The 18,282-nt window shown below is 67.9% G+C and carries 16 protein-coding genes and 1 riboswitch; of the genes, 10 read left to right on the forward strand and 6 right to left on the reverse strand.

The genetic code is table 11. The features are described from left to right. Window positions 1-12: 12 nt before the first annotated feature. Genes FHS02_RS16205 through FHS02_RS16225 form a run of 5 tightly spaced genes read left to right on the forward strand, consistent with a single transcriptional unit; the run spans window position 13 to window position 5,056 of the window. Window positions 13-1,041 (forward strand): aromatic ring-hydroxylating dioxygenase subunit alpha, encoded by a 1,029-nt coding sequence (locus FHS02_RS16205; RefSeq protein WP_137313878.1) that lies wholly within the window; start codon window positions 13-15, stop codon window positions 1,039-1,041. Then, window positions 1,041-1,865 carry an ABC transporter ATP-binding protein gene (locus tag FHS02_RS16210; RefSeq protein WP_371861481.1) on the forward strand — a complete coding sequence of 275 codons (825 nt, stop codon included), beginning with the start codon at window positions 1,041-1,043 and terminating at the stop codon, window positions 1,863-1,865. The genes FHS02_RS16205 and FHS02_RS16210 overlap by 1 nt, the downstream gene beginning before the upstream one ends. A gap of 12 nt (window positions 1,866-1,877) precedes the next feature. Continuing rightward, window positions 1,878-2,672, forward strand: coding sequence for an ABC transporter permease (locus FHS02_RS16215; RefSeq protein WP_137313876.1), 795 nt, complete (start codon window positions 1,878-1,880; stop codon window positions 2,670-2,672). A gap of 2 nt (window positions 2,673-2,674) precedes the next feature. Beyond that, the gene (locus FHS02_RS16220; RefSeq protein ID WP_137313875.1) at window positions 2,675-3,634 is read left to right on the forward strand and encodes a PDR/VanB family oxidoreductase; all 960 of its coding nucleotides are present in this window, start codon (window positions 2,675-2,677) and stop codon (window positions 3,632-3,634) included. 12 nt (window positions 3,635-3,646) lie between these two features. After that, window positions 3,647-5,056, forward strand: a complete 1,410-nt coding sequence (locus tag FHS02_RS16225) for an amidohydrolase family protein (protein WP_137313874.1) — start codon at window positions 3,647-3,649, stop codon at window positions 5,054-5,056. A 200-nt stretch (window positions 5,057-5,256) separates the two neighbouring features. On the opposite strand, the gene FHS02_RS16230 is transcribed toward FHS02_RS16225, so the two are convergent. From FHS02_RS16230 to FHS02_RS16245, 4 genes are read right to left on the reverse strand one after another with little or no spacing between them, the layout of a single operon-like run. Then, window positions 5,257-5,916: a hypothetical protein gene (locus FHS02_RS16230; protein ID WP_137313873.1), complete on the reverse strand. Its 660-nt coding sequence runs from the start codon at window positions 5,914-5,916 to the stop codon at window positions 5,257-5,259. Further along, a complete protein-coding gene (locus FHS02_RS16235; protein WP_137313872.1) occupies window positions 5,913-6,881 on the reverse strand; it encodes an MlaD family protein in 969 nt (322 codons plus the stop codon). Before FHS02_RS16235 ends, FHS02_RS16230 begins: the two co-directional genes overlap by 4 nt. Before the next feature lie 20 nt (window positions 6,882-6,901). Then, window positions 6,902-7,735 (reverse strand): MlaE family ABC transporter permease, encoded by an 834-nt coding sequence (locus FHS02_RS16240; protein WP_137313871.1) that lies wholly within the window; start codon window positions 7,733-7,735, stop codon window positions 6,902-6,904. A 29-nt stretch (window positions 7,736-7,764) separates the two neighbouring features. Then, the gene (locus FHS02_RS16245) at window positions 7,765-8,637 is read right to left on the reverse strand and encodes a LysR family transcriptional regulator (protein ID WP_137317409.1); all 873 of its coding nucleotides are present in this window, start codon (window positions 8,635-8,637) and stop codon (window positions 7,765-7,767) included. Window positions 8,638-8,758: 121 nt separating this feature from the next. On the opposite strand from FHS02_RS16245, the gene FHS02_RS16250 reads away from it, so the two are divergent. Further along, window positions 8,759-10,114 carry an MFS transporter gene (locus FHS02_RS16250; protein WP_137313870.1) on the forward strand — a complete coding sequence of 452 codons (1,356 nt, stop codon included), beginning with the start codon at window positions 8,759-8,761 and terminating at the stop codon, window positions 10,112-10,114. Between the two features lie 8 nt (window positions 10,115-10,122). Here FHS02_RS16250 and ribB read toward each other — a convergent pair whose 3' ends face one another. After that, window positions 10,123-10,785 (reverse strand): 3,4-dihydroxy-2-butanone-4-phosphate synthase, encoded by a 663-nt coding sequence (gene ribB, locus FHS02_RS16255; RefSeq protein WP_137313869.1) that lies wholly within the window; start codon window positions 10,783-10,785, stop codon window positions 10,123-10,125. 111 nt (window positions 10,786-10,896) lie between these two features. Then, window positions 10,897-11,047, reverse strand: a riboswitch (FMN riboswitch). Window positions 11,048-11,152: 105 nt separating this feature from the next. Between ribB and FHS02_RS16260 the strand changes: the two genes are divergently transcribed. The 4 genes from FHS02_RS16260 (at window position 11,153) to FHS02_RS16275 (ending at window position 17,024) form a co-directional block, all read left to right on the forward strand. Beyond that, a complete protein-coding gene (locus FHS02_RS16260; protein ID WP_137313868.1) occupies window positions 11,153-13,972 on the forward strand; it encodes a M16 family metallopeptidase in 2,820 nt (939 codons plus the stop codon). Window positions 13,973-14,418: 446 nt separating this feature from the next. Continuing rightward, window positions 14,419-14,697, forward strand: coding sequence for a hypothetical protein (locus tag FHS02_RS16265; RefSeq protein ID WP_137313867.1), 279 nt, complete (start codon window positions 14,419-14,421; stop codon window positions 14,695-14,697). A 119-nt stretch (window positions 14,698-14,816) separates the two neighbouring features. Continuing rightward, window positions 14,817-15,350 carry an SRPBCC family protein gene (locus FHS02_RS16270; protein WP_137313866.1) on the forward strand — a complete coding sequence of 178 codons (534 nt, stop codon included), beginning with the start codon at window positions 14,817-14,819 and terminating at the stop codon, window positions 15,348-15,350. A 105-nt stretch (window positions 15,351-15,455) separates the two neighbouring features. Next, window positions 15,456-17,024 (forward strand): FGGY-family carbohydrate kinase, encoded by a 1,569-nt coding sequence (locus tag FHS02_RS16275; RefSeq protein ID WP_137313865.1) that lies wholly within the window; start codon window positions 15,456-15,458, stop codon window positions 17,022-17,024. Between the two features lie 40 nt (window positions 17,025-17,064). Here FHS02_RS16275 and FHS02_RS16280 read toward each other — a convergent pair whose 3' ends face one another. Continuing rightward, on the reverse strand, window positions 17,065-18,258 hold the full coding sequence (locus tag FHS02_RS16280; RefSeq protein WP_137313864.1) for an aminotransferase-like domain-containing protein: 1,194 nt from the start codon (window positions 18,256-18,258) through the stop codon (window positions 17,065-17,067). Window positions 18,259-18,282: the final 24 nt, after the last annotated feature.

Consider the following 18,282-nt stretch of genomic DNA (forward strand, 5'->3'; position numbering starts at 1 on the left):
CAGGAGTCAACCATGCTCGTCACCCAACAAAAAGTCCTGCGTAAATTCTGGTATGCGCTGATGCCGATGTCCGCGCTGGACGCCGGCCCGCAGCCATTTACGCTGCTGGGCGAGAACATCGTCGTGTGGAAGGGCGCGGACGGCAAGCCGGCCGCGCTGCGCGACCGCTGCTGCCACCGCACCGCGAAGCTGTCGAAAGGCTTCGTCGAGAACGGCAACATCGTATGCGGCTACCACGGCTGGACCTATGACTGTTCCGGTACCTGCGTGCGCATCCCGCAAAGCCCCGACAGCAGCATTCCGGCCGGCGCGCGCGTGACGGCCTACCACTGCGACGAGCGCTACGGCTATGTGTGGGTGGCGCTGGAAGACCCGCTGCAGCCGATCCCCTACTTCCCCGAGGAGGAAGCGCCCGGCTATCGCCGCATCCTGCAGTTCTACGAAGAATGGAAGACGTCGCCGCTGCGCGTGATGGAAAACTCGTTCGACAATTCGCACTTCAGCTTCGTGCACAAGGCGAACTTCGGCATGATCGACAACCCGGTGCCGGCCAAATACGAGTTCCGGCCCAACGACTGGGGCTTCGAAGCGGAGACCCACGTGCCGGTGCGCAATCCGGAGGCGAGCTTCCGCATCACCGGCACTACCGAGCCGGTGACCGAGCGGCACCTGACGAACCGCTGGTACATGCCGTTCTCGCGGCGCTTCGGCTGCGTGTACCCGGCATCGGGCATCCATCACATCATCTACAACTGCGCCACGCCGATCGACGACGGCAAGCTGATGCTGGTGCAATGGCTGTACCGCAACGACAGCGAGGAAGCCTGCTCGACGCAGGAACTGATCGACTGGGACCGGCCGATCACGTCCGAAGACCGCGACATCCTGGAAGCCACCGATCCCGATGCCTGCGTCGATACGCGGCGCCGCGTCGAATTCCACATGGAGTCCGACAAGCCGGGCCTGATGATGCGCCGCATGCTGATGGACCTGTTGACGCGGCATGGCGAAAGCGAAGTGCACAACCCGCCGGAGGCATGATGAAACGCGACGAAGATCCGCTGCTGGCGCCTGCTGCGCCGGCGGCTTCCCCGGAGCCGGCGGTGCTGTATGCCAACGGCGTGGAAAAAACCTACCCGAACGGCACCCATGCACTGGACCCGGTGAAGCTGCGCATCGGGCGCGGCGAGTTCGTGTCGCTGCTGGGACCGTCCGGCTGCGGCAAGAGCACGCTGCTGAAGATGTTCGCCGGACTGGAAAGCCCGTCGGCCGGCCACGTTCGCTGGTGGGGCGAGGGCATGGCCACCGTCGATACGCCCGGCCGCACGCTGGCCATGGTGTTCCAGGAAGCGACGCTGATGCCGTGGGCGAAGGTGCTCGACAACGTGCGGCTGCCGCTCGACCTGAAAGGCGTGCCGCGCGCGCAGGCGATGCCGCGCGTCGAGCAGGCGCTGGACCTGGTGGGCCTGGCGAAGTTCGGCCATGTCTACCCGCGCGAACTGTCCGGCGGCATGCAGATGCGCGCGTCGATCGCCCGGGCCCTGGCCACGGAGCCGAACCTGCTGCTGATGGACGAGCCGTTCGGCGCGCTCGACGAATTCACCCGCAACCGGCTCGATGCCGACCTGCGCGACCTGTGGGCCCGGCGCGACCTGACCGTGGTGTTCGTCACCCACAGCATCTACGAGGCCGTGTACCTGTCGTCGCGCGTGGTGGTGATGGCGGCGCGGCCCGGCAGGGTGATCGCCGACGTGCCGATCGACGGGCCGCGCGTGCGCGACGACGAGTTCCGCATCTCGCCCCAATTCATGGCTTATTGCAAGCAGCTGTCCGACCTGCTGGTCGAGGCCAACGGCCATCACTGAAGGAGATCCGCCATGCTGGAAAAACCCCTGATCGACGATGCGCGCGTGCGCCGCGCGCTGGCGCCGCTGGCACTCGGCCTGCTGTTGCTGGCGGTATGGCAGGCAGTCTGCGTGACGCTGCAGGTGCCGGTCTACCTGGTCCCGTCGCCGGCCGCCATTGCCGGCACCTTGCTGGAAGACTGGTCGCTGCTGTTCGACGCGCTGCTCGTCACGCTGCGCATCACGTTCTTCGCGTTCGCGCTGGCCACCGTGGTCGGTGTGGCCGTGGCGTTCCTGTTCGTGCAGAGCAAGCTGCTGGAAGCCTGCCTGTTCCCTTACGCGATCCTGCTGCAGGTCACGCCCGTCGTGGCGATCGCGCCGCTGATCATCATCTGGGTCAAGACGCCGGCCGCCGCGCTGACGATCTGCGCCACCATGATGGCCGTGTTCCCGATCATCTCGAACACGGTGCTGGGCCTGCGCAGCGTGAATCCCGGCCTGCTGAACCTGTTCCGGCTGAACCGCGCCACGCGCTGGCAGGTGCTGGTGCGGCTGCGCGTGCCCAGTGCCTTGCCCAGCTTCTTCGGCGGCCTGCGCATCGCCAGCGGCCTGTCGCTGATCGGCGCGGTCGTGGCCGAATTCGTTGCCGGCACCGGCGGCAGCAGCACCGGGCTGGCGTACCAGATCCTGCAGGCCGGCTTCGAGCTGAACATCCCGCGGCTGTTCGCGGCGCTGTTCATGATCACCGTCACGGGCGTGCTGCTGTTCGCGCTGATGTCGGCACTGGCGCGCTTCTCGCTGAAGCACTGGCACGAAAGCGAGGCCTAGGCATGAATACGACCTTCAAGGTGCGGATAGCCCGCAAGTGGCGCGAGGCCGAACGCGTCCACGCCTTCGAACTGCGCGATCCGGATGGCGCGGCACTGCCGCCGTTCACGGCCGGCGCCCACGTCGACGTCCACCTGCCGGGTGGGCTGGTGCGCCAGTACTCGCTGTGCAACGACCCGCGCGATACGGCGCGCTACGTCATCGCCGTGCTGCTGCAGGACGGCGGCGGGTCGCAGGCGATGCATGCGCTGGAAGAGGGCGCGCACGTCACGATCGGCGCGCCGCGCAACCATTTCGAGCTCGACACCGGCGCGCGGCGCTCGCTGCTGGTCGCCGGCGGCATCGGCATCACGCCGCTACTGTCGATGGCGGAACGGCTGAACATACTCGACCGGCAGTTCGCCCTGCATTATTGTGTGCGTTCGATGGGTACAGCGGCCTTCGCCGGAAGCCTGCGCGAGGCGCCTTATCGACACTGCGTGCACGTGCATGCCGACGATGGACCCGCGACGCAGCGGTTCGATCTGCCGGCGCTGCTGGCCGGTGCCGGCGCGGACACGCACCTGTACGTGTGCGGGCCGGCCGGCTTCATCGCGATGGTGCAGCAGGCAGCGCTGGCGCATGGCGTGGCGGCGGAGCGCATCCACGTCGAGCACTTCGCCAACGCCAACACGGTGGTGGATGTGGCGTCGTCGTCCGCATTCCAGGTGCGCGTGGCCAGTACCGGCAGGACCATCGCCGTGCCGGCCGGGCAGAGCGTCGTCGATTGCCTGGCGGAGCATGGCGTGGCGATTCCGGTTTCGTGCCGGCAGGGCGTGTGCGGCAGCTGCCTCACCACCGTGCTGGAAGGCGAACCGGATCACCAGGATTGCTACCTCACCGATACCGAGCGGGCGCTGGGCGACCGTTTCCTGCCATGCTGCTCGCGTTCCAGGACGCCGCTGCTGGTGCTGGATCTTTGAAAAGGAAAACCGATGAATGATTTACTGATCAGGAACGCCGCCGCGATCGTGACCGGAGTGAAAGGCGAGGCGGCACGCCATGCCGGCCCGGACATCCGTGTCGCCAACGGCCGCATTGCCGCACTGGGCCGGCTCGACCCGCTGCCCGGCGAGCGTGTGGTCGACGCCACCGGCTGCGTCGTCTATCCGGCGTGGGTGAACACGCACCACCACCTGTTCCAGTCGCTGCTGAAGGGCGACGCGGCCGGCATCGACCTGCCGCTGACGGCCTGGCTGGCCGCCACGCCCTACCGCTTCCGCGCGGCATTCGACGAACAGCTGTTCCGCCTCGCCGCGCGCATCGGGCTCGTCGAGCTGCTGCGCTCCGGCTGCACCACGGTGGCCGATCACAATTACCTGTACTGGCCCGGCATGCCGTTCGACGGTTCGGCGATCCTGTTCGAGGAGGCGGAGCGGCTGGGCATGCGTTTCGTGCTGTGCCGCGGCGGCGCCACCCAGACGCGCCAGCTGGAAGCGGACCTGCCCGCCTGCCTGCGGCCGGAAACGCTGGACGGCTACCTGGCCGACATGGAGCGCATCGCGCAACGCTGGCACGATCCCGCGCCGGATGCCATGCGCCGCGTCGTGATGGCGCCGACCACGCCTCTTTACTCGATGACGCCGGGCGAGCTGCGCACCGTGGCGGCCGAGGCGCGGCGGCTGGGCATCCGGCTGCACAGCCACCTGTCCGAAACCGTCGAATACCAGAATTCCGCGCATGGCAAGTACGGCACCACGCCGGTGCGCTTCGCCGCCGAGCAGGACTGGCTGGGCAGCGACGTCTGGTTCGCCCACCTCGTCAAGCTGGACGACGAGGAGATCGCGCTGCTGGGCGCCACCGGCACCGGCGTCGCGCACTGCCCGCAGAGCAACGGGCGCCTCGGCAGCGGCATCGCGCCGATCCGCCAGCTGGAAGCGGCCGGCGCCGCGATCTCGATCGGTGTCGACGGCGCCGCGTCGAACGAGGCGGCGGACATGATCTCCGAAACGCACGCCGCCTGGCTGATGCAGCGTGCGCGCGGCGGGCAGGACGCGCGGCCCACGCACCGCGGCGGCAGCTTCGAAGGCGGTGCCGACGCCGCCACCGTCGAGGATGTCGTGCGCTGGGGCACCAGCGGCGGCGCGCGCGTGCTCGGCCTCGATGGCCTGGGCACGCTCGAAGTGGGCATGGCCGCGGACATCGCCGTCTACTCGCTCGACGACCCGCGCTACTTCGGCCTGCACGACATCGCCATCGGCCCTGTCGCCTCGGGCGGGCGCCCCGCGCTGCGGCTGCTCACCGTGGCCGGCAAGCCCGTCGTCGAACACGACGCCATCCCCGGCCTCGACCTGCGCGAACTCGCCGCCGACGCCCGCGCCGCCGTCGCCCGGCTGCTGCGATAACTACCCGGGACTACTCCGAGAAATGTTGCCAAAAACCGGGGTCTGACCCCGGTTTTTGGCAATAATTTCCAGAATTCGGGGTCTGAAAGGAGTAGTGGCAAGCATGCCATTACCGCTTGGCCGGCGCGGAGCATGCTCCGCGAAACCCCTGCCGTGCCCCCGGTGTTGTAAAACAACCAACGGGCTCGGCGGTTGGGAGATTAGCGGGGCTGGTTCTCGACCAGGGCGATGCGCCGGCGGATGCGGGTGGCTTCGTCGGCGTCGCCGGCCTTGTCGGCGCGCAGCGCTTGCACGTTCAGCCAGGCCAGCAACGGCCGGCGCCAGCCCTGGTCGGACGACGTGGCGATGGCCTGTCCGATCAGCTCGGGCGTGGCGCGGTTGGCCTTGAACAGGGCGCCGGCGGCGACCAGTTGCGACAGCGGGTCGGCGATGCCTTTCACGGCCGTGGCGGCGGCGCTGTCGGATGCGGCGGCGAGCACGGCCCGCTGCGGTTCGGGCAGCAGCGCCGCGTCGGCGGGACGGGCGCGGCCGGCCAGATAGTCGGCATAGGCGATGTCGGCCGGCGTGGCGTCGGCACGCAGCGCCGCGAAGCCGGTGCATTCGTCGAACACCAGGGCGGCGGTGCGCGCGGCGCAGCGGATCAATTCGGCGCGGATCACCAGGTCCACCTTGCCGGTGGCGGCAATGTCGTCGCGGGCATGGGCGAATTCGTTCTGCTCGACGAGGTCGCGGCCGCCCATGTAGGCGCCGGTGGACCGTTCCAGCGCGCTTTGCGCATTCATCTTCCAGTCGGGAACGGGTGGCCCGCTGTTGCAGGCGGCCAGGAGCACGGGGACGGCGAGGATGAGGCATGGCTTCATGGCAGCTTGATCTCCGCTTCGCGCTTGAACGGCCACTTCCGGTTGATCTCGTTGACGAGCTGCTCGATCTTGCGCAGGTTGGCGTCGACATCGGCGCGCAGCGCGCCCAGGTCCTCGGTGGCCACGCGGGCATTCTTGCCGACCGCCTGCGCTTCCGCCAGCACCGCATCGAGCTTCTTCATGCTGGCGCGCGCATCGGCCAGCAGGCCGTCCAGCTGCACGATCGCGGCCTGCGCATCGTTGGCTACGCCCTTGTCGCCGAATACCTTGCTGTCGGCATTGCCCACCAGCCGGTCGGCGCGCACGATCAGCGAGTTCGCATTGGCGAGCAGTTCGCGCGCCTTGCGGTCTTCGCCGGCAATGAAGCCCATCGCGCCGCCCGGGCCGTTCAGCTTCTCGGTCACGCCCTGCACGTTGGCCAGGCTTTGGCCGAGCGAGGAGTCGGCGGCGGTCAGCGCCGTCACGTTCGTGAGGATGTCGCGCGCGGCCGACAGCAGCCGTGGAATCTCGGCCGCCACGTCGCCCACCAGCAGCGGGCGCTCGGCCTTGTCCGGTAATGGCGGATCGGTCGGGATGCCCGTGAACGCGCGCAGTTTCGCGCCGCCGACGATGCCTTTTTCCAGCGTGAAGATGCTGCTCGAGCGCAGCCAGTGCGCATCCTTCTCGGGCACGTCGACCAGCACGCGGGCCTTGCCTTCGCGCGACAGTTCGATGCTGCGCACGCGGCCGATGGGGAAGCCGGCGAACGTCACGTCCATGCCGACCGCCACGCCTTCGGAATCGTCGGCCGTCAGCACCAGGCGCTGCGTGGGTTCGAACGCGCCGCGCGCGTACAGCAGGTACAGGCCGGCGCCGGCAATCAGCGCCACCATCAGGATCAGCAGCAGCGCGGCCTTGATCTCGGCGTTGCGCACCGGTGCCGGTTCCGAAGGCGCGGCCGGGACGGGAGGAGAGGTGTCAGTCATGTTCGCTCAGTCGAATCGGTTCAGTAGTAATTGCCCATCAGGGAGGCGGCCTCGATCAGCAGGACCACGGAAAACATCCGCACCATGTCGGACAGCCCGTGCGTTGAACGCAGGCGCGCCGCGAACGGGTTGGCCGCCGCGTCGTAATAGGAGGAAGCCAGTGGAATGATGCCGACCGCCAGCGAGAAAAAGAAGATCTTCAGTATGAGGATCAATGCCACGGCCGGGTTGAAGATCTGCCCCACCACGCGGGTATAGCCCGGCAGCGCATACGGCGTGAAGCCGTAGATGATCAGGTAGGCCAGCACCAGCGTGAGGATGCAGCTGACGGCGGCCAGCAGCCACACGGCGAAGATGCCGGCGGAGGCGCGCGGATAGAACTCGCGGCGCAGCGCCTCGCCGGGATCGGCTGCCGCACCGGCCGATCCCGCCGGTGCCGCTGCCGCCGCGGCGAGCCGCCGCTGCGCGAATTCGACGCCGGCCGGCAGTGTGCTGCGCAGCGCCACGAACAGTGCCGCCGTCAGCGGAATCAGTTCGAGCACCAGCACGCGCACCACCATTTCCAGCGCATAGCCGGACAGGCCGTACGACGTGGCGGTGACGACGACGATGCGGATGATGACGAGGCTGATCAGCGCCGACAGCACGCAGAACCACAGCAGGTTCGGCGCGGTGCCGAGCACCAGGTGGCTGGCCAGCGCACGGTGGTTGTCGCGGCGGTAGGTGGACGGCGCGGCGCCGCGCGCCAGGATCAGCGCGGCGAACTGCAGCAGGCGCCACCAGCTGGTGAGCCAGATCATCGTGGCGCGGTGCAGCCGCGCCAGCGACGGGAAGAGCGATACATTGGTGGACATATTGCGATCTTATCATCCTGTAACGGCGGCTACGGTACAGGATGACCGAACTGCGACACGATCGCATCGGCCACGGCCCGCACCCGCGCGCTGCGGTGCAGGTCGCCGTGCATCACCAGGTACATGTCGTACTGGTGCACGCGGTCCGGGAAGATGCGCACCAGCCGCGCATCCTGGTCCGCCATGTGCACCGGCAGCTCGGCGATGCCGATGCCGGCGCGTGCCGCTTCCATCAGCATCAGGCCGGTATTCACCTCCAGCGCGATGCGTGCGCCGGCCACCGGCATGCCGGCCACGTGGCTGGCCTGGCGCGGCGCCACCGAGGCATGGTAGATGACGAGGTCATGGCCGGCCAGCCCGGTGTCCGCCGCCGGCATGCCGCGCCTGCGCAGGTAGGCCTTGCTGGCGTACAGGCCGGAAGTGCGCCGGGCCAGGTGGCGCGACACCAGATCGGGATCGGTGGGTTTCAGCGTGCGCACGGCGAGGTCGGCTTCGCGGCGCGTCAGGCTGGCCACCGCCGTCGTCACGTGCAGCACAACGCGGATGTCCGGATGTTCGGCATGCAGCGCGCGGATCGCGTCCATCACGAAGTACTGCGCCATCGTGTCGGTGGTGGCGACCCGCACCGTGCCGGACAGCCGGTGGTCGATGCCCTGCATTTCGCGCTCCAGCTGGTGGGCCGCCTGCTCCATCCTTTCCGCCGGCCGCGCCGCCGTCTCGCCGGCCGGCGTGGGCACGTAGCCGGAGGGCGTGCGCAGGAACAGCTTCGCGTTCAGCGCCGTCTCCATCGCCGCCAGCCGCCGGCCCGCCGTGGCCTGGTCGATGCCGAGTTGCGCGGCGGCGCCGCGCAGCGTACCGGCGCGGTAGATGCCGAGGAATATGCGGGCGTCGTCCCAGTCCATGCGTTCTCCGTTGATGCAATATTGCATCAGGATGCTGATGTTATGCATGTTTACTGCATCAGGCAAGGGGCTTAACCTTCCTGCATCGCTATCTTTCAGCATCGCTATACAAGGAGGCACCATGCTGCTGTTTACCCTCGCCATCGGTTTCGTGATGGCGATGATCGACGTGACGGCCGTGAACACGGCCCTGTCCGACATTTCCGCCGACCTTGGCGTGCCGCTGGAAGGGCTGGTGTGGGTGGTGGACGCCTATACGCTGACGTTCGCCGCGCTGCTGCTGGCCGGCGGGGCGCTGGCCGACCGATACGGCGCCAGGCGCGTCTACCAGGGTGGGCTGGCGCTGTTCGTGCTGGGGTCGGTGCTGTGCGCGCTGGCGCCGTCCGGCGTGGCGCTGGTGGCGGCTCGGCTGCTGCAGGGCACCGGCGCCGCGCTGTTCATGCCCAGTTCCCTGGCCCTGCTGACGCACGCCGAGGACGACCCGAAACGCCGCGCGAAGATGTTCGCCGGATGGGCGGCGATCGTCAGCGCCGCCGCCACCGTCGGGCCGGTGGCCGGCGGGCTGCTGGTGGAATCGTTCGGCTGGCGCAGCATCTTCTGGCTGAACCTGCCGCTCGGCCTGCTGGGCATCGTGCTGGCGCAGGCAAAGGCGCCGGCACCCGCGCCCCACGCCCGGATACTGGGCTTGCTGAGCCACGGCCTGGGCGCCGGTGCGCTGGCGGCACTGGCGTTCGTGCTGATCGAGGGGCCGGTGCTGGGCTGGTCATCGGCGCCCGTGCTGGGCGCGCTGGCCGCGGCGGTGCTGCTGGCGGTACTGCTGATCCTGCGCGAACGCGATGCCGCGCAGCCCATCCTGCCACGCGCGCTGTACGGCATCGCGCCGTTCCGCGCCGCCGTGCTGACGGGCATGCTGATCAATGTCGGCACGTTCGGCCACATGTTCGTCGTCAGCCTGTGGATGCAGGGCGCCCACGGCAGCGGCGCGCTCGGTACCGGGCTGGCGATCCTGCCGATGACGGCCGGAGCCGGCGTGGGCAATGTGCTGTCCGGCCGCGCCGTGGCCAGGCATGGCGCGCGGCTGCCGCTGCTGACGGGAATGGGCGGAGGCGCCGTGGCGGCGCTGCTGCTGGCCCAGGCCGGCGCCGGCACGCCGCCCTGGCTGGTGATCGCCGGCGGCACGCTGATGTTCCTGGCGGTCGGCTATGCGATTCCCGCCATGACGTCGACCGTGATGGGGGCCGGCGGCAAGGACAACGCCAGCGCCGCCGGGGCGGCCCTGAACGCCAGCCGCCAGATCGGCGCGCTGCTCGGCGTGGCAGGCGCCGGCACCATCCTGCATACGGTGCCGGTGTGGGGCGCGCGGCTGGCCATCGCCTATGTGGCTATCGCGACGGCCTATGCACTGGCTTGCGTCGCGATTTACCGCCGCGTGCAACCTGCCACCAACGGCGCGCTCGCGGCCGGCGCGGTGGAGTAGACCGGCGGTCAGCCGTGCAGCTTGCGCCAGGCGATCATCTCAGCGATCGTCAGGATCGGCATGCCGTGCTGCGCGGCGAAACGTTCGATGGCGTCGCCGCGCATCATCGTGCCGTCCGGGTTCATCAGTTCGCACAGCACGGCGGCCGGTGCCAGGCCGGCCATGACGGCCAGGTCCACCGACCCTTCGGTATGGCCGGCGCGGGCCAGTACGCCACCCGGCGTGGCGCGCAGCGGGAATACATGGCCGGGCCGCACCAGGTCGTGCGGTTGTGCGCCCGGCGCGGTGGCGGCGCGGATCGTGGCCACGCGGTCGGCGGCCGACACGCCGGTGGTCACGCCGTGGCGGGCCTCGATCGACACGGTGAACGGCGTGCCGTAGCGGCTGCCGTTTTCACTGGCCATCGGCGGCAGCTCCAGTTCGCGCACCCGGTCGGCCGTCAGACACAGGCAGACGATGCCGCTGCATTCGCGGATCATCAGCGCCATGGTCGGCACGGTGAGGCGGTCGCAGGCGACGATCAGGTCGGCCTCGTTCTCGCGGTCGAAATCGTCGAGCAGGATGACGGGCACGCCGGCGCGCATGGCATCGAGCGCCGCGCCGATACGGGCAGAGAGGTCGCCGCCTTGCAGGGCAGGGGAATTAACAGGGAAAAGTTCTTGGACAGACATTGAAACGCTCCTCGCAATGGCGAAAAACGCTCCAGGGCAAAGCGAACACGCACGCACCCGTAAACGCGGCGGGCGACAGGCACCCAACGCGTGCAGGCATGCACGTACAACGCACATCTTCTTTCATCCGGACTATACCGTCGGCTCCGGCATCTCACCGGATCTGCTGACCCCGCGATGATGGAATCATCACGGGCGCTCGCGGGCTCGGCTTGACGGCCATACCGCCGGTGGGGAATCGCACCCCGCCCCGAAGACGTAAATTAACAGTAGGCCCGGCCGCACCGTGCGGCGGGCGCGGCGATTGTAGCAGAGCGTTCCGGTTCTGGTGTATCGTGGCGCTTCGCCCACCCGACCGTGCCCCTCCATGAAGTTGAGTTCATTCAAGCTTGCCACCGCCGCCGCGCTGCTCGGCGCTTCCCTGCTGGCGCACGCCGCGCCACTGCCGGCGCCCGGCGACACGTTGCCGGTGGCGCCGCACGTCAAGGTCGGCAAGCTGCCGAACGGGCTCACCTATTACATCCAGCGCAACGGGCGTCCGGAAAAGCGCCTCGAACTGCGGCTCGTCGTCAAGGCCGGTTCGATCCTGGAAGATGAAGACCAGCTGGGCCTGGCGCACTTCACCGAGCACATGGCGTTCAACGGTTCCACCCACTTCAAGCGCCACGAACTGGTGTCGTACCTGCAGTCGATCGGCGTCAAGTTCGGGCGCGACCTGAATGCCTACACCAGCTTCGACCAGACCGTCTACATGCTGCCGATCCCGACCGATTCGAAGGAAGCCGTGGAAAAGGGCTTTCTCGTGCTGGAGGACTGGGCCAGCGGCATCACGTTCAACGACGAGGACATCGAGAGCGAGCGCGGCATCGTGCTCGAGGAACTGCGGATGGGCAAGGGCGCCAGCGACCGCATGAACCAGGTGCTGTATCCGAAACTGTTCAACGGTTCGCGCTATGCCGAGCGCCTGCCGATCGGCAAGGCCGACGTGCTGCGCACCTTCAAGCCCGAAGCGATCCGGCGCTTCTACCGCGACTGGTACCGGCCCGACCTGATGGCCGTGATGGTGGTCGGCGACATCGATCCGGCCGAGGCGGAAAAGCTGGTCAAGGCGCATTTCGGCAAGCTGAAGAATCCGGCCAATGCGCGCCCGCGCGAGTATGCCGCGATCCCCGAGCGCAAGACCGACGAAGGGCTGGTGATCACGGACCGCGAAGCGCCTGCCGACGTGCTGTACATCCGCTACCCGATCGTGCCGCAGCCGGAAGACCCCACCTATGCCGGCTACCGGCGCGACCTGGTCGAAAAGCTGTACGGCGCGATGTTGAGCCAGCGCATCATGGAGCTGACGCAGCAGGCCGACCCGCCGTTCATCCAGGGCGGCAGCGGCACGGGCAAGGTGGTGCGCGGCTACCGCTCGTTCTCCGCCACGGCGCTGCTGGGCAAGGGCGGGCATGTGCCGGCGATCAATGCGCTGGTGCAGGAAGGCGAGCGGGCGCGCCAGTTCGGCTTCACGGCCTCGGAACTGGACCGCGCGAAGAAAACCATGCTGCGCAACTACGAACGCATGTACGCCGAGCGCGACAAGACCGATTCGGCCGCGTTCGTGGCCGAATACATCCGCAATTTCCTCGAGGGCGAGCCGATGCCCGGCATGCAGAACGAGTATGCCTATGCGCAGGCGCTGGTGCCCGGCATCACGCTGGAAGAAGTGAATGCGGCGGTGCGCGCGGCCATCCCGTCGGACGACAAGAAGCTGGTCATCCTGATGGGCGCCCTGAAGGACCGCGCGCCGCCGACCGGCACCGAACTGCTGGCCGCCATCGACCAGGCGCACCGGCAGACCGTGACCGCGCGCGAGGACAAGGCCTATGCCAGCAGCCTGCTCGACAAGCCGCCGGCACCCGGCCGCATCGTCGCCGAGCAGGAAAACAAGGCGCTCGGCACGACCGAATTGACGCTGTCGAATGGCGTGAAGGTGGTGCTCAAGCCCACCGATTTCCGCAACGACCAGGTGCTGATGAGCGCTGTGCGCTTCGGCGGCCAGTCGCTGTTCGGCGACGCGGACATCTTCAATGCCCGCTATGCCAGCGCGCTGGCCGCGCAGATGGGCGCGCTGAACTATTCGCCGGCGGACCTGCAGAAGGTCCTGGCCGGCAAGAGCGTGAGTGCGGGTGCGACGCTGTCCGACCTGTCCGACAACGTATCCGGCAGCGCCGGCAGTGCCGACATCGAAACGCTGCTGCAGCTGATACACGTGAAGCTCACGCAGCCGCGCCGCGACGAAATGTTGTTCAATTCCTTCATCGCCCGCCAGCGCGACATGGCGCGCAACGCGCTGGCGCGCCCGGAAGCGGAATTCTCGGACACGGTACGCACCACCCTTTATGGCGACCACCCGCGCGTGGCGCGCACGCCCCGGCCGGAAGACTTCGACAAGGTGCAGCTCGACCGCGTCCAGCAGATCTACCGCGAGCGCTTTGCCAGCGCCAAGGGCATGACGTTCTACTTCGTCGGCAGTGTCGATGCCGCGAAGCTGAAACCGCTGCTGGCCACCTACCTGGCAACGCTGCCGGTGGGGGATATCCCGGTGGCCTACCGCGACACGGGCGTGCGCCCGGTGCGCGGCGTGGTGAAGAAGGAGGTACGCCGCGGCAAGGAACCGAAGAGCAATGTCTCGATCACATTTACCGGCGATGCCGCGTTTTCCCAGGCCGAGCAGCTGCGCATGCAGGCACTCGTCGAAGTGCTGAACATCAAGCTGACCGAGGTGCTGCGCGAACAGCTCGGCCTGATCTACGGCGGCGGCGCCAGCGGCGGTGTCGGAAAGCTGCCGTATCCGAACTATTCGGTGGCGCTGGCGCTGCCTTGCGGGCCGGAAAATGTCGACAGGGTGATCGCCGCCGCGTTCGCGGAAATCCGCAAGCTGCAGGAAAACGGCCCGGCGGCGGCGGACCTGGCGAAGGTCAAGCAGAGCTGGCTGACCAGCCACCGCCGCGCACTGCGCGAGAATGCCTTCTGGATCGGCCAGCTGCAGGCGGCGCAACTGAACGGCTTTGCACCGGAGTCCATCCTGGGCTTCGAAGAGCGCGCCGCCGCCGTGACGCCGGCCGACGTGCAGGCCGCCGCGCAGCGCTACTTCGACTTCGACAACTACGTCCAGGTCGTGCTGTATCCCGAGGCCGGATAAGCGCCACCGCCGCGGCACCCGCCGCGGCTTTTTGTTCCCTGCTGCTCACATCCCGCGCGCGCGGGATGCATGGGCACGTCCCTTTGCATGCGTCTGGTTGCTTGCCCCGTTCGGATTGCCGCGTTTGCCTGCTTGGTATTGTCAGCCCCCGGGTTTCCTGCACGGATTTCCGGCCCTTTTATTGCCGCAGTGTGGCGATAATGTGTGAGATTTCCTTTAAATCTTTGCTGTATTATCGGTTTCATGGTGGCGGAATATCCAGCGTGTTTATGTACCGTAAAGAACATATGCCAACTGGCTGATTTTATGACGTTTTCAGATAACGAAATAATATTTCCGGCTGCCGGTTCAGCCAATATGGCTGGCGGGTTTTTCTCGTGCATCGTTCATTTTATGGTTAATCGAATCGACTATCCGCTGAGCTTCTGAATATCGGCAAGGAGACGATGATGATCGGCATGCCTTACGTAACGTTCGGGCTGGCAATGCTTGCCGGCGGACTGGCGGTCCTGCTCTCCGTGATGAGTTCGCCCAAGTACCTGGCCGTGTTCGTGCTCACGATCGCTTCCGGCCTGCTGGCCGCGGCCAGCACCGTGTACTTTTGCCGCATGAAGTCGCCGCTGATGTTCGCGGCACTGCTGCCAGGCCTGTTCGGCGTGTATGCCGTCCTCGACGTCTTTACCCGGCTGCTGGCCGGCGTGCGCCTGCTCGACTTCGTGAGCTGAGCCTGCGAACGGGTGTCGCCTGGTCCGGGCGGGCAATGTCCCCGCGAACGCGGCGCGGAGCGCCACGTGCTCTGTGCTAGCCTTGAGCCATCGCGCCAAGCGCACGCTCCGAGGCCGCCATGTGGAAGAGGTTACTGCTCGCCGTCGTCATCATCGGCGCTGTCGTCAGCGCTCTCGCTCTGATGCAGCCCGATACGTTCCGGATCGAACGCACCGCCCTGATCAAGGCGCCGCCGGAGCGGGTGTTCGCCTACCTGAACGACTTTCGCCAATGGCCCGCATGGTCGCCGTGGGAGCGCTTCGATCCGGCGATGCAGCGCGCCTACAGCGGCGCGGCGAGCGGAACGGGCGCCATCTACACGTGGAGCGGCAACGAGGACGTGGGGCAGGGCAGGATGGAAATCGTCGAGAGCACGCCACCGAGCACGGTCGGCATCCGGCTCGACTTCGTGCAGCCGTTCGAATCGCACAACCAGGTGCGCTTCGTGCTGACGCCGCGGCCGGAAGGCACCGCGGTGAGCTGGTCGATGTCCGGCAACCGGCCGTTCGTGATGAAGCTGGTCGAGGTGTTCACCAGCGTCGAAGACATGGCCGGCCCCGATTTCGAGCAGGGCCTGGCACAGCTGAAGGAGGCCGCCGAGGCACCCCGCTGACGCCTGGTCCGGCAAGCTCGCCGCTCGCAGTCGATGCCCGACGGTCCCATGAGCGGCGTGTCGTCAACCGCGTCCCATGACCGGTCCCTGCATCAACCGCGTCCCATGACCGGCCCCTGCATCCTTGCCATCGACAACGGCACGCAGAGCGTGCGCGCGCTGCTGTTCGACCTGCGCGGCGAACTGGTGGCAAAGGCGCAGGTGCCGCTGCAGCCGTATTACGCCGACCGGCCGGGATGGGCCGAGCACAAGGCGGAAGGCTACTGGGATGCGGTGTGCGAAGCCTGCCGCCGTCTGTGGCTGGTCGCCCCGGCCGAGCGCGGGCGCGTCGCCGGTGTCGCCGTGACCACGCAGCGCGGCACGGTCGTCAATGTCGATGAAGACGGGCGGCCGCTGCGCCCCGCCATCACGTGGCTGGACCAGCGCCGCACGGACCTGGCGCAGGTACCGCGGGTCGGCCCGTTCTGGCGCGCCGCGTTCCGGCTGGCCCGCGTCGACGGCACGCTGCGCTATTTCCAGCGCGAGGCCGAAATCAACTGGATCGCCGTCCACCAGCCCGACACCTGGCGGCGCACCCACAAGTTCCTGTTGCTGTCGGGCTACCTGAACTACCGGCTGTGCGGCCGTTTCGCCGACTCCACCGGCTCGCAGGTGGGCTATGTGCCCTTCGATTACCGGCGCCACCGCTGGGCTGGCGCGCGCGACTGGAAATGGCAGGCGCTGGCGATCCGGCCGGACATGCTGCCCGAGCTGGTGCCGCCCGGCACCGTCATCGGCGCCGTCACGCCCGCAGCTGCCGCGGCGACCGGCATCCCGGCGGGATTGCCGCTGATCGCCGCGGCGGCCGACAAGGCTTGCGAAGTGATCGGCGCCGGTGCGCTGGCGCCGCACATCGGCTGCCTGTCGTACGGCACCACGGCCACGATCAACACCACCAGCGCGAAATATGTCGAGGTCACGCGGTTCATCCCGCCATACCCGGCCGCGCTGCCGGGCGCCTACAGCATCGAGGTGCAGATCTTTCGCGGCTACTGGATGGTGAACTGGTTCAAGGAGCAGTTCGGCGACCGCGAACTGGCGGCCGCCACGGAACGCGGCCTGGCCCCCGAAGCGCTGTTCGACCGGCTGGTGGAGGCGGTGCCGCCGGGATCGATGGGCCTGATGCTGCAACCCTACTGGAGCCCGGGCATCCGCGTGCCGGGTCCGGAAGCGAAGGGCGCGATGATCGGTTTCGGCGACGTGCATACGCGCGCCCACATGTACCGGGCAATCCTGGAAGGCCTGGCATATGCGCTGCGCGAAGGAAAGGAACGCATCGAGCGGCGCAGCGGAACGCGCATCACCGAGCTGCGCGTGGCCGGCGGCGGCTCGCAGAGCGACGCGGCGATGCAGCTGACGGCCGACATCTTCGGCCTGCCCGCCGTGCGTGCCCACGTCTACGAAGCTTCCGGCCTGGGCGCGGCGATCGCCGGCGCCGTCGGCCTGGGCCTGCACCGCGACTTCGCCGGCGCCGTGGCGGCGATGACGCGCACCGGGCGGGTTTTCATCCCGGATGCCGCCAGCCGGCGCATCTACGACCAGCTGTACCGGCGCGTCTACCTGCGCATGTACCGGCGGCTGCGGCCCATGTATGAGGAGATTGCGGCGATTACCGGGTATCCGCCGCGGAACTGAAAGCATTGCCCGCAGGCTTGCCGCCTGCGGGATGGCAGCCTTACATCCGTGCCGCGATCAGCTTGCCCAGCACCGCGATGCCCTGGCGGATGCGCTCCGGCGGCACCGTCACGAACGACAGGCGCAGCGTGTTGGTTTCCGGCTCGTTGGCATAGAACGGCGCGCCCGGCACGAACGCAACCTTCTGCTTGATGGCTTCGTCGAGCAGTTCCATCGCGTTGATGTGCTTCGGCAGCGTGACCCAGATGAACATGCCGCCCTCCGGCTTCGTCCACGTCGCGCCGGCGGGGAAGTGCTCGGCCATCGCATCGAGCATGGCCTGGCACTGGTTGCCGTACAGTTCGCGGATGGTCGGAATGTGGCGTTCCAGGAAGCCGTCCTTGATCACTTCGTGCACCACCATCTGCGTCAGCTGGGCGGTGTGCAGGTCTGCGGCCTGCTTGGCCAGTTCGAGGCGGCGCACCAGCGGCAGCGGCGCCACCACGTAGCCCAGCCGGATGCCCGGCGTCAGCACTTTCGAGAACGAGCCCATGTAGATCACGCCGTCCGGGTTCATCGCCACCATCTTCGGCAGCGGCTCGCCCTTGTACGACAGCGCGCCGTAGGGATCGTCCTCGATCAGCGGCAGGCCGAGGCGGGCGCAGGTTTCCACCAGTTCCTGGCGGCGCGCGATCGACAGCGTGCGGCCGGTCGGGTTCTGGAAGTTCGGCAGCGAGTACAGCAGGCGGGCGCCCTCCGCCACCGGGGCGATGGACGCGGGCACCAGGCCGTCGTCATCGGTCAGGACCGACGCGAACTCGGGGCGGTAGACGGAAAACGCCTGCAGCGCGCCCAGGTAGCTCGGCGTCTCGACCAGCACGCGGCTGCCTTCGTCGATCAGCACCTTGCCCAGCAGGTCGAGCGCCTGCTGCGATCCGGACACCATCAGCACCTGTTCCGGCGCGATCCGCGCGCCATCCTTCGAGAGCGAATCGGCGATCCACTGGCGCAGCGGCATGTAGCCGTCCGTCGGTCCGTACTGCAGCGCGGTCTTGCCGGTGGTCGACAGCACCTTGTCGAACGCCGCTTTCATTTCTTCCACCGGGAACGTGGCCGGCGACGGCAGGCCGCCCGCGAACGAAATGATTTCCGGCTGCTGCGTGATCTTCAGGATCTCGCGGATGAACGAACTTTGCAGCTGCTGGGCGCGTTCGGAAAAGCGCCACTGGATCGGATTCGGGTTTTCGATTTTCATACGACTCTCTCGGAGAAAGGGTGG

This window comes from Pseudoduganella umbonata, from assembly GCF_014192225.1.
Lineage (GTDB): Bacteria > Pseudomonadota > Gammaproteobacteria > Burkholderiales > Burkholderiaceae_D > Rugamonas > Rugamonas umbonata.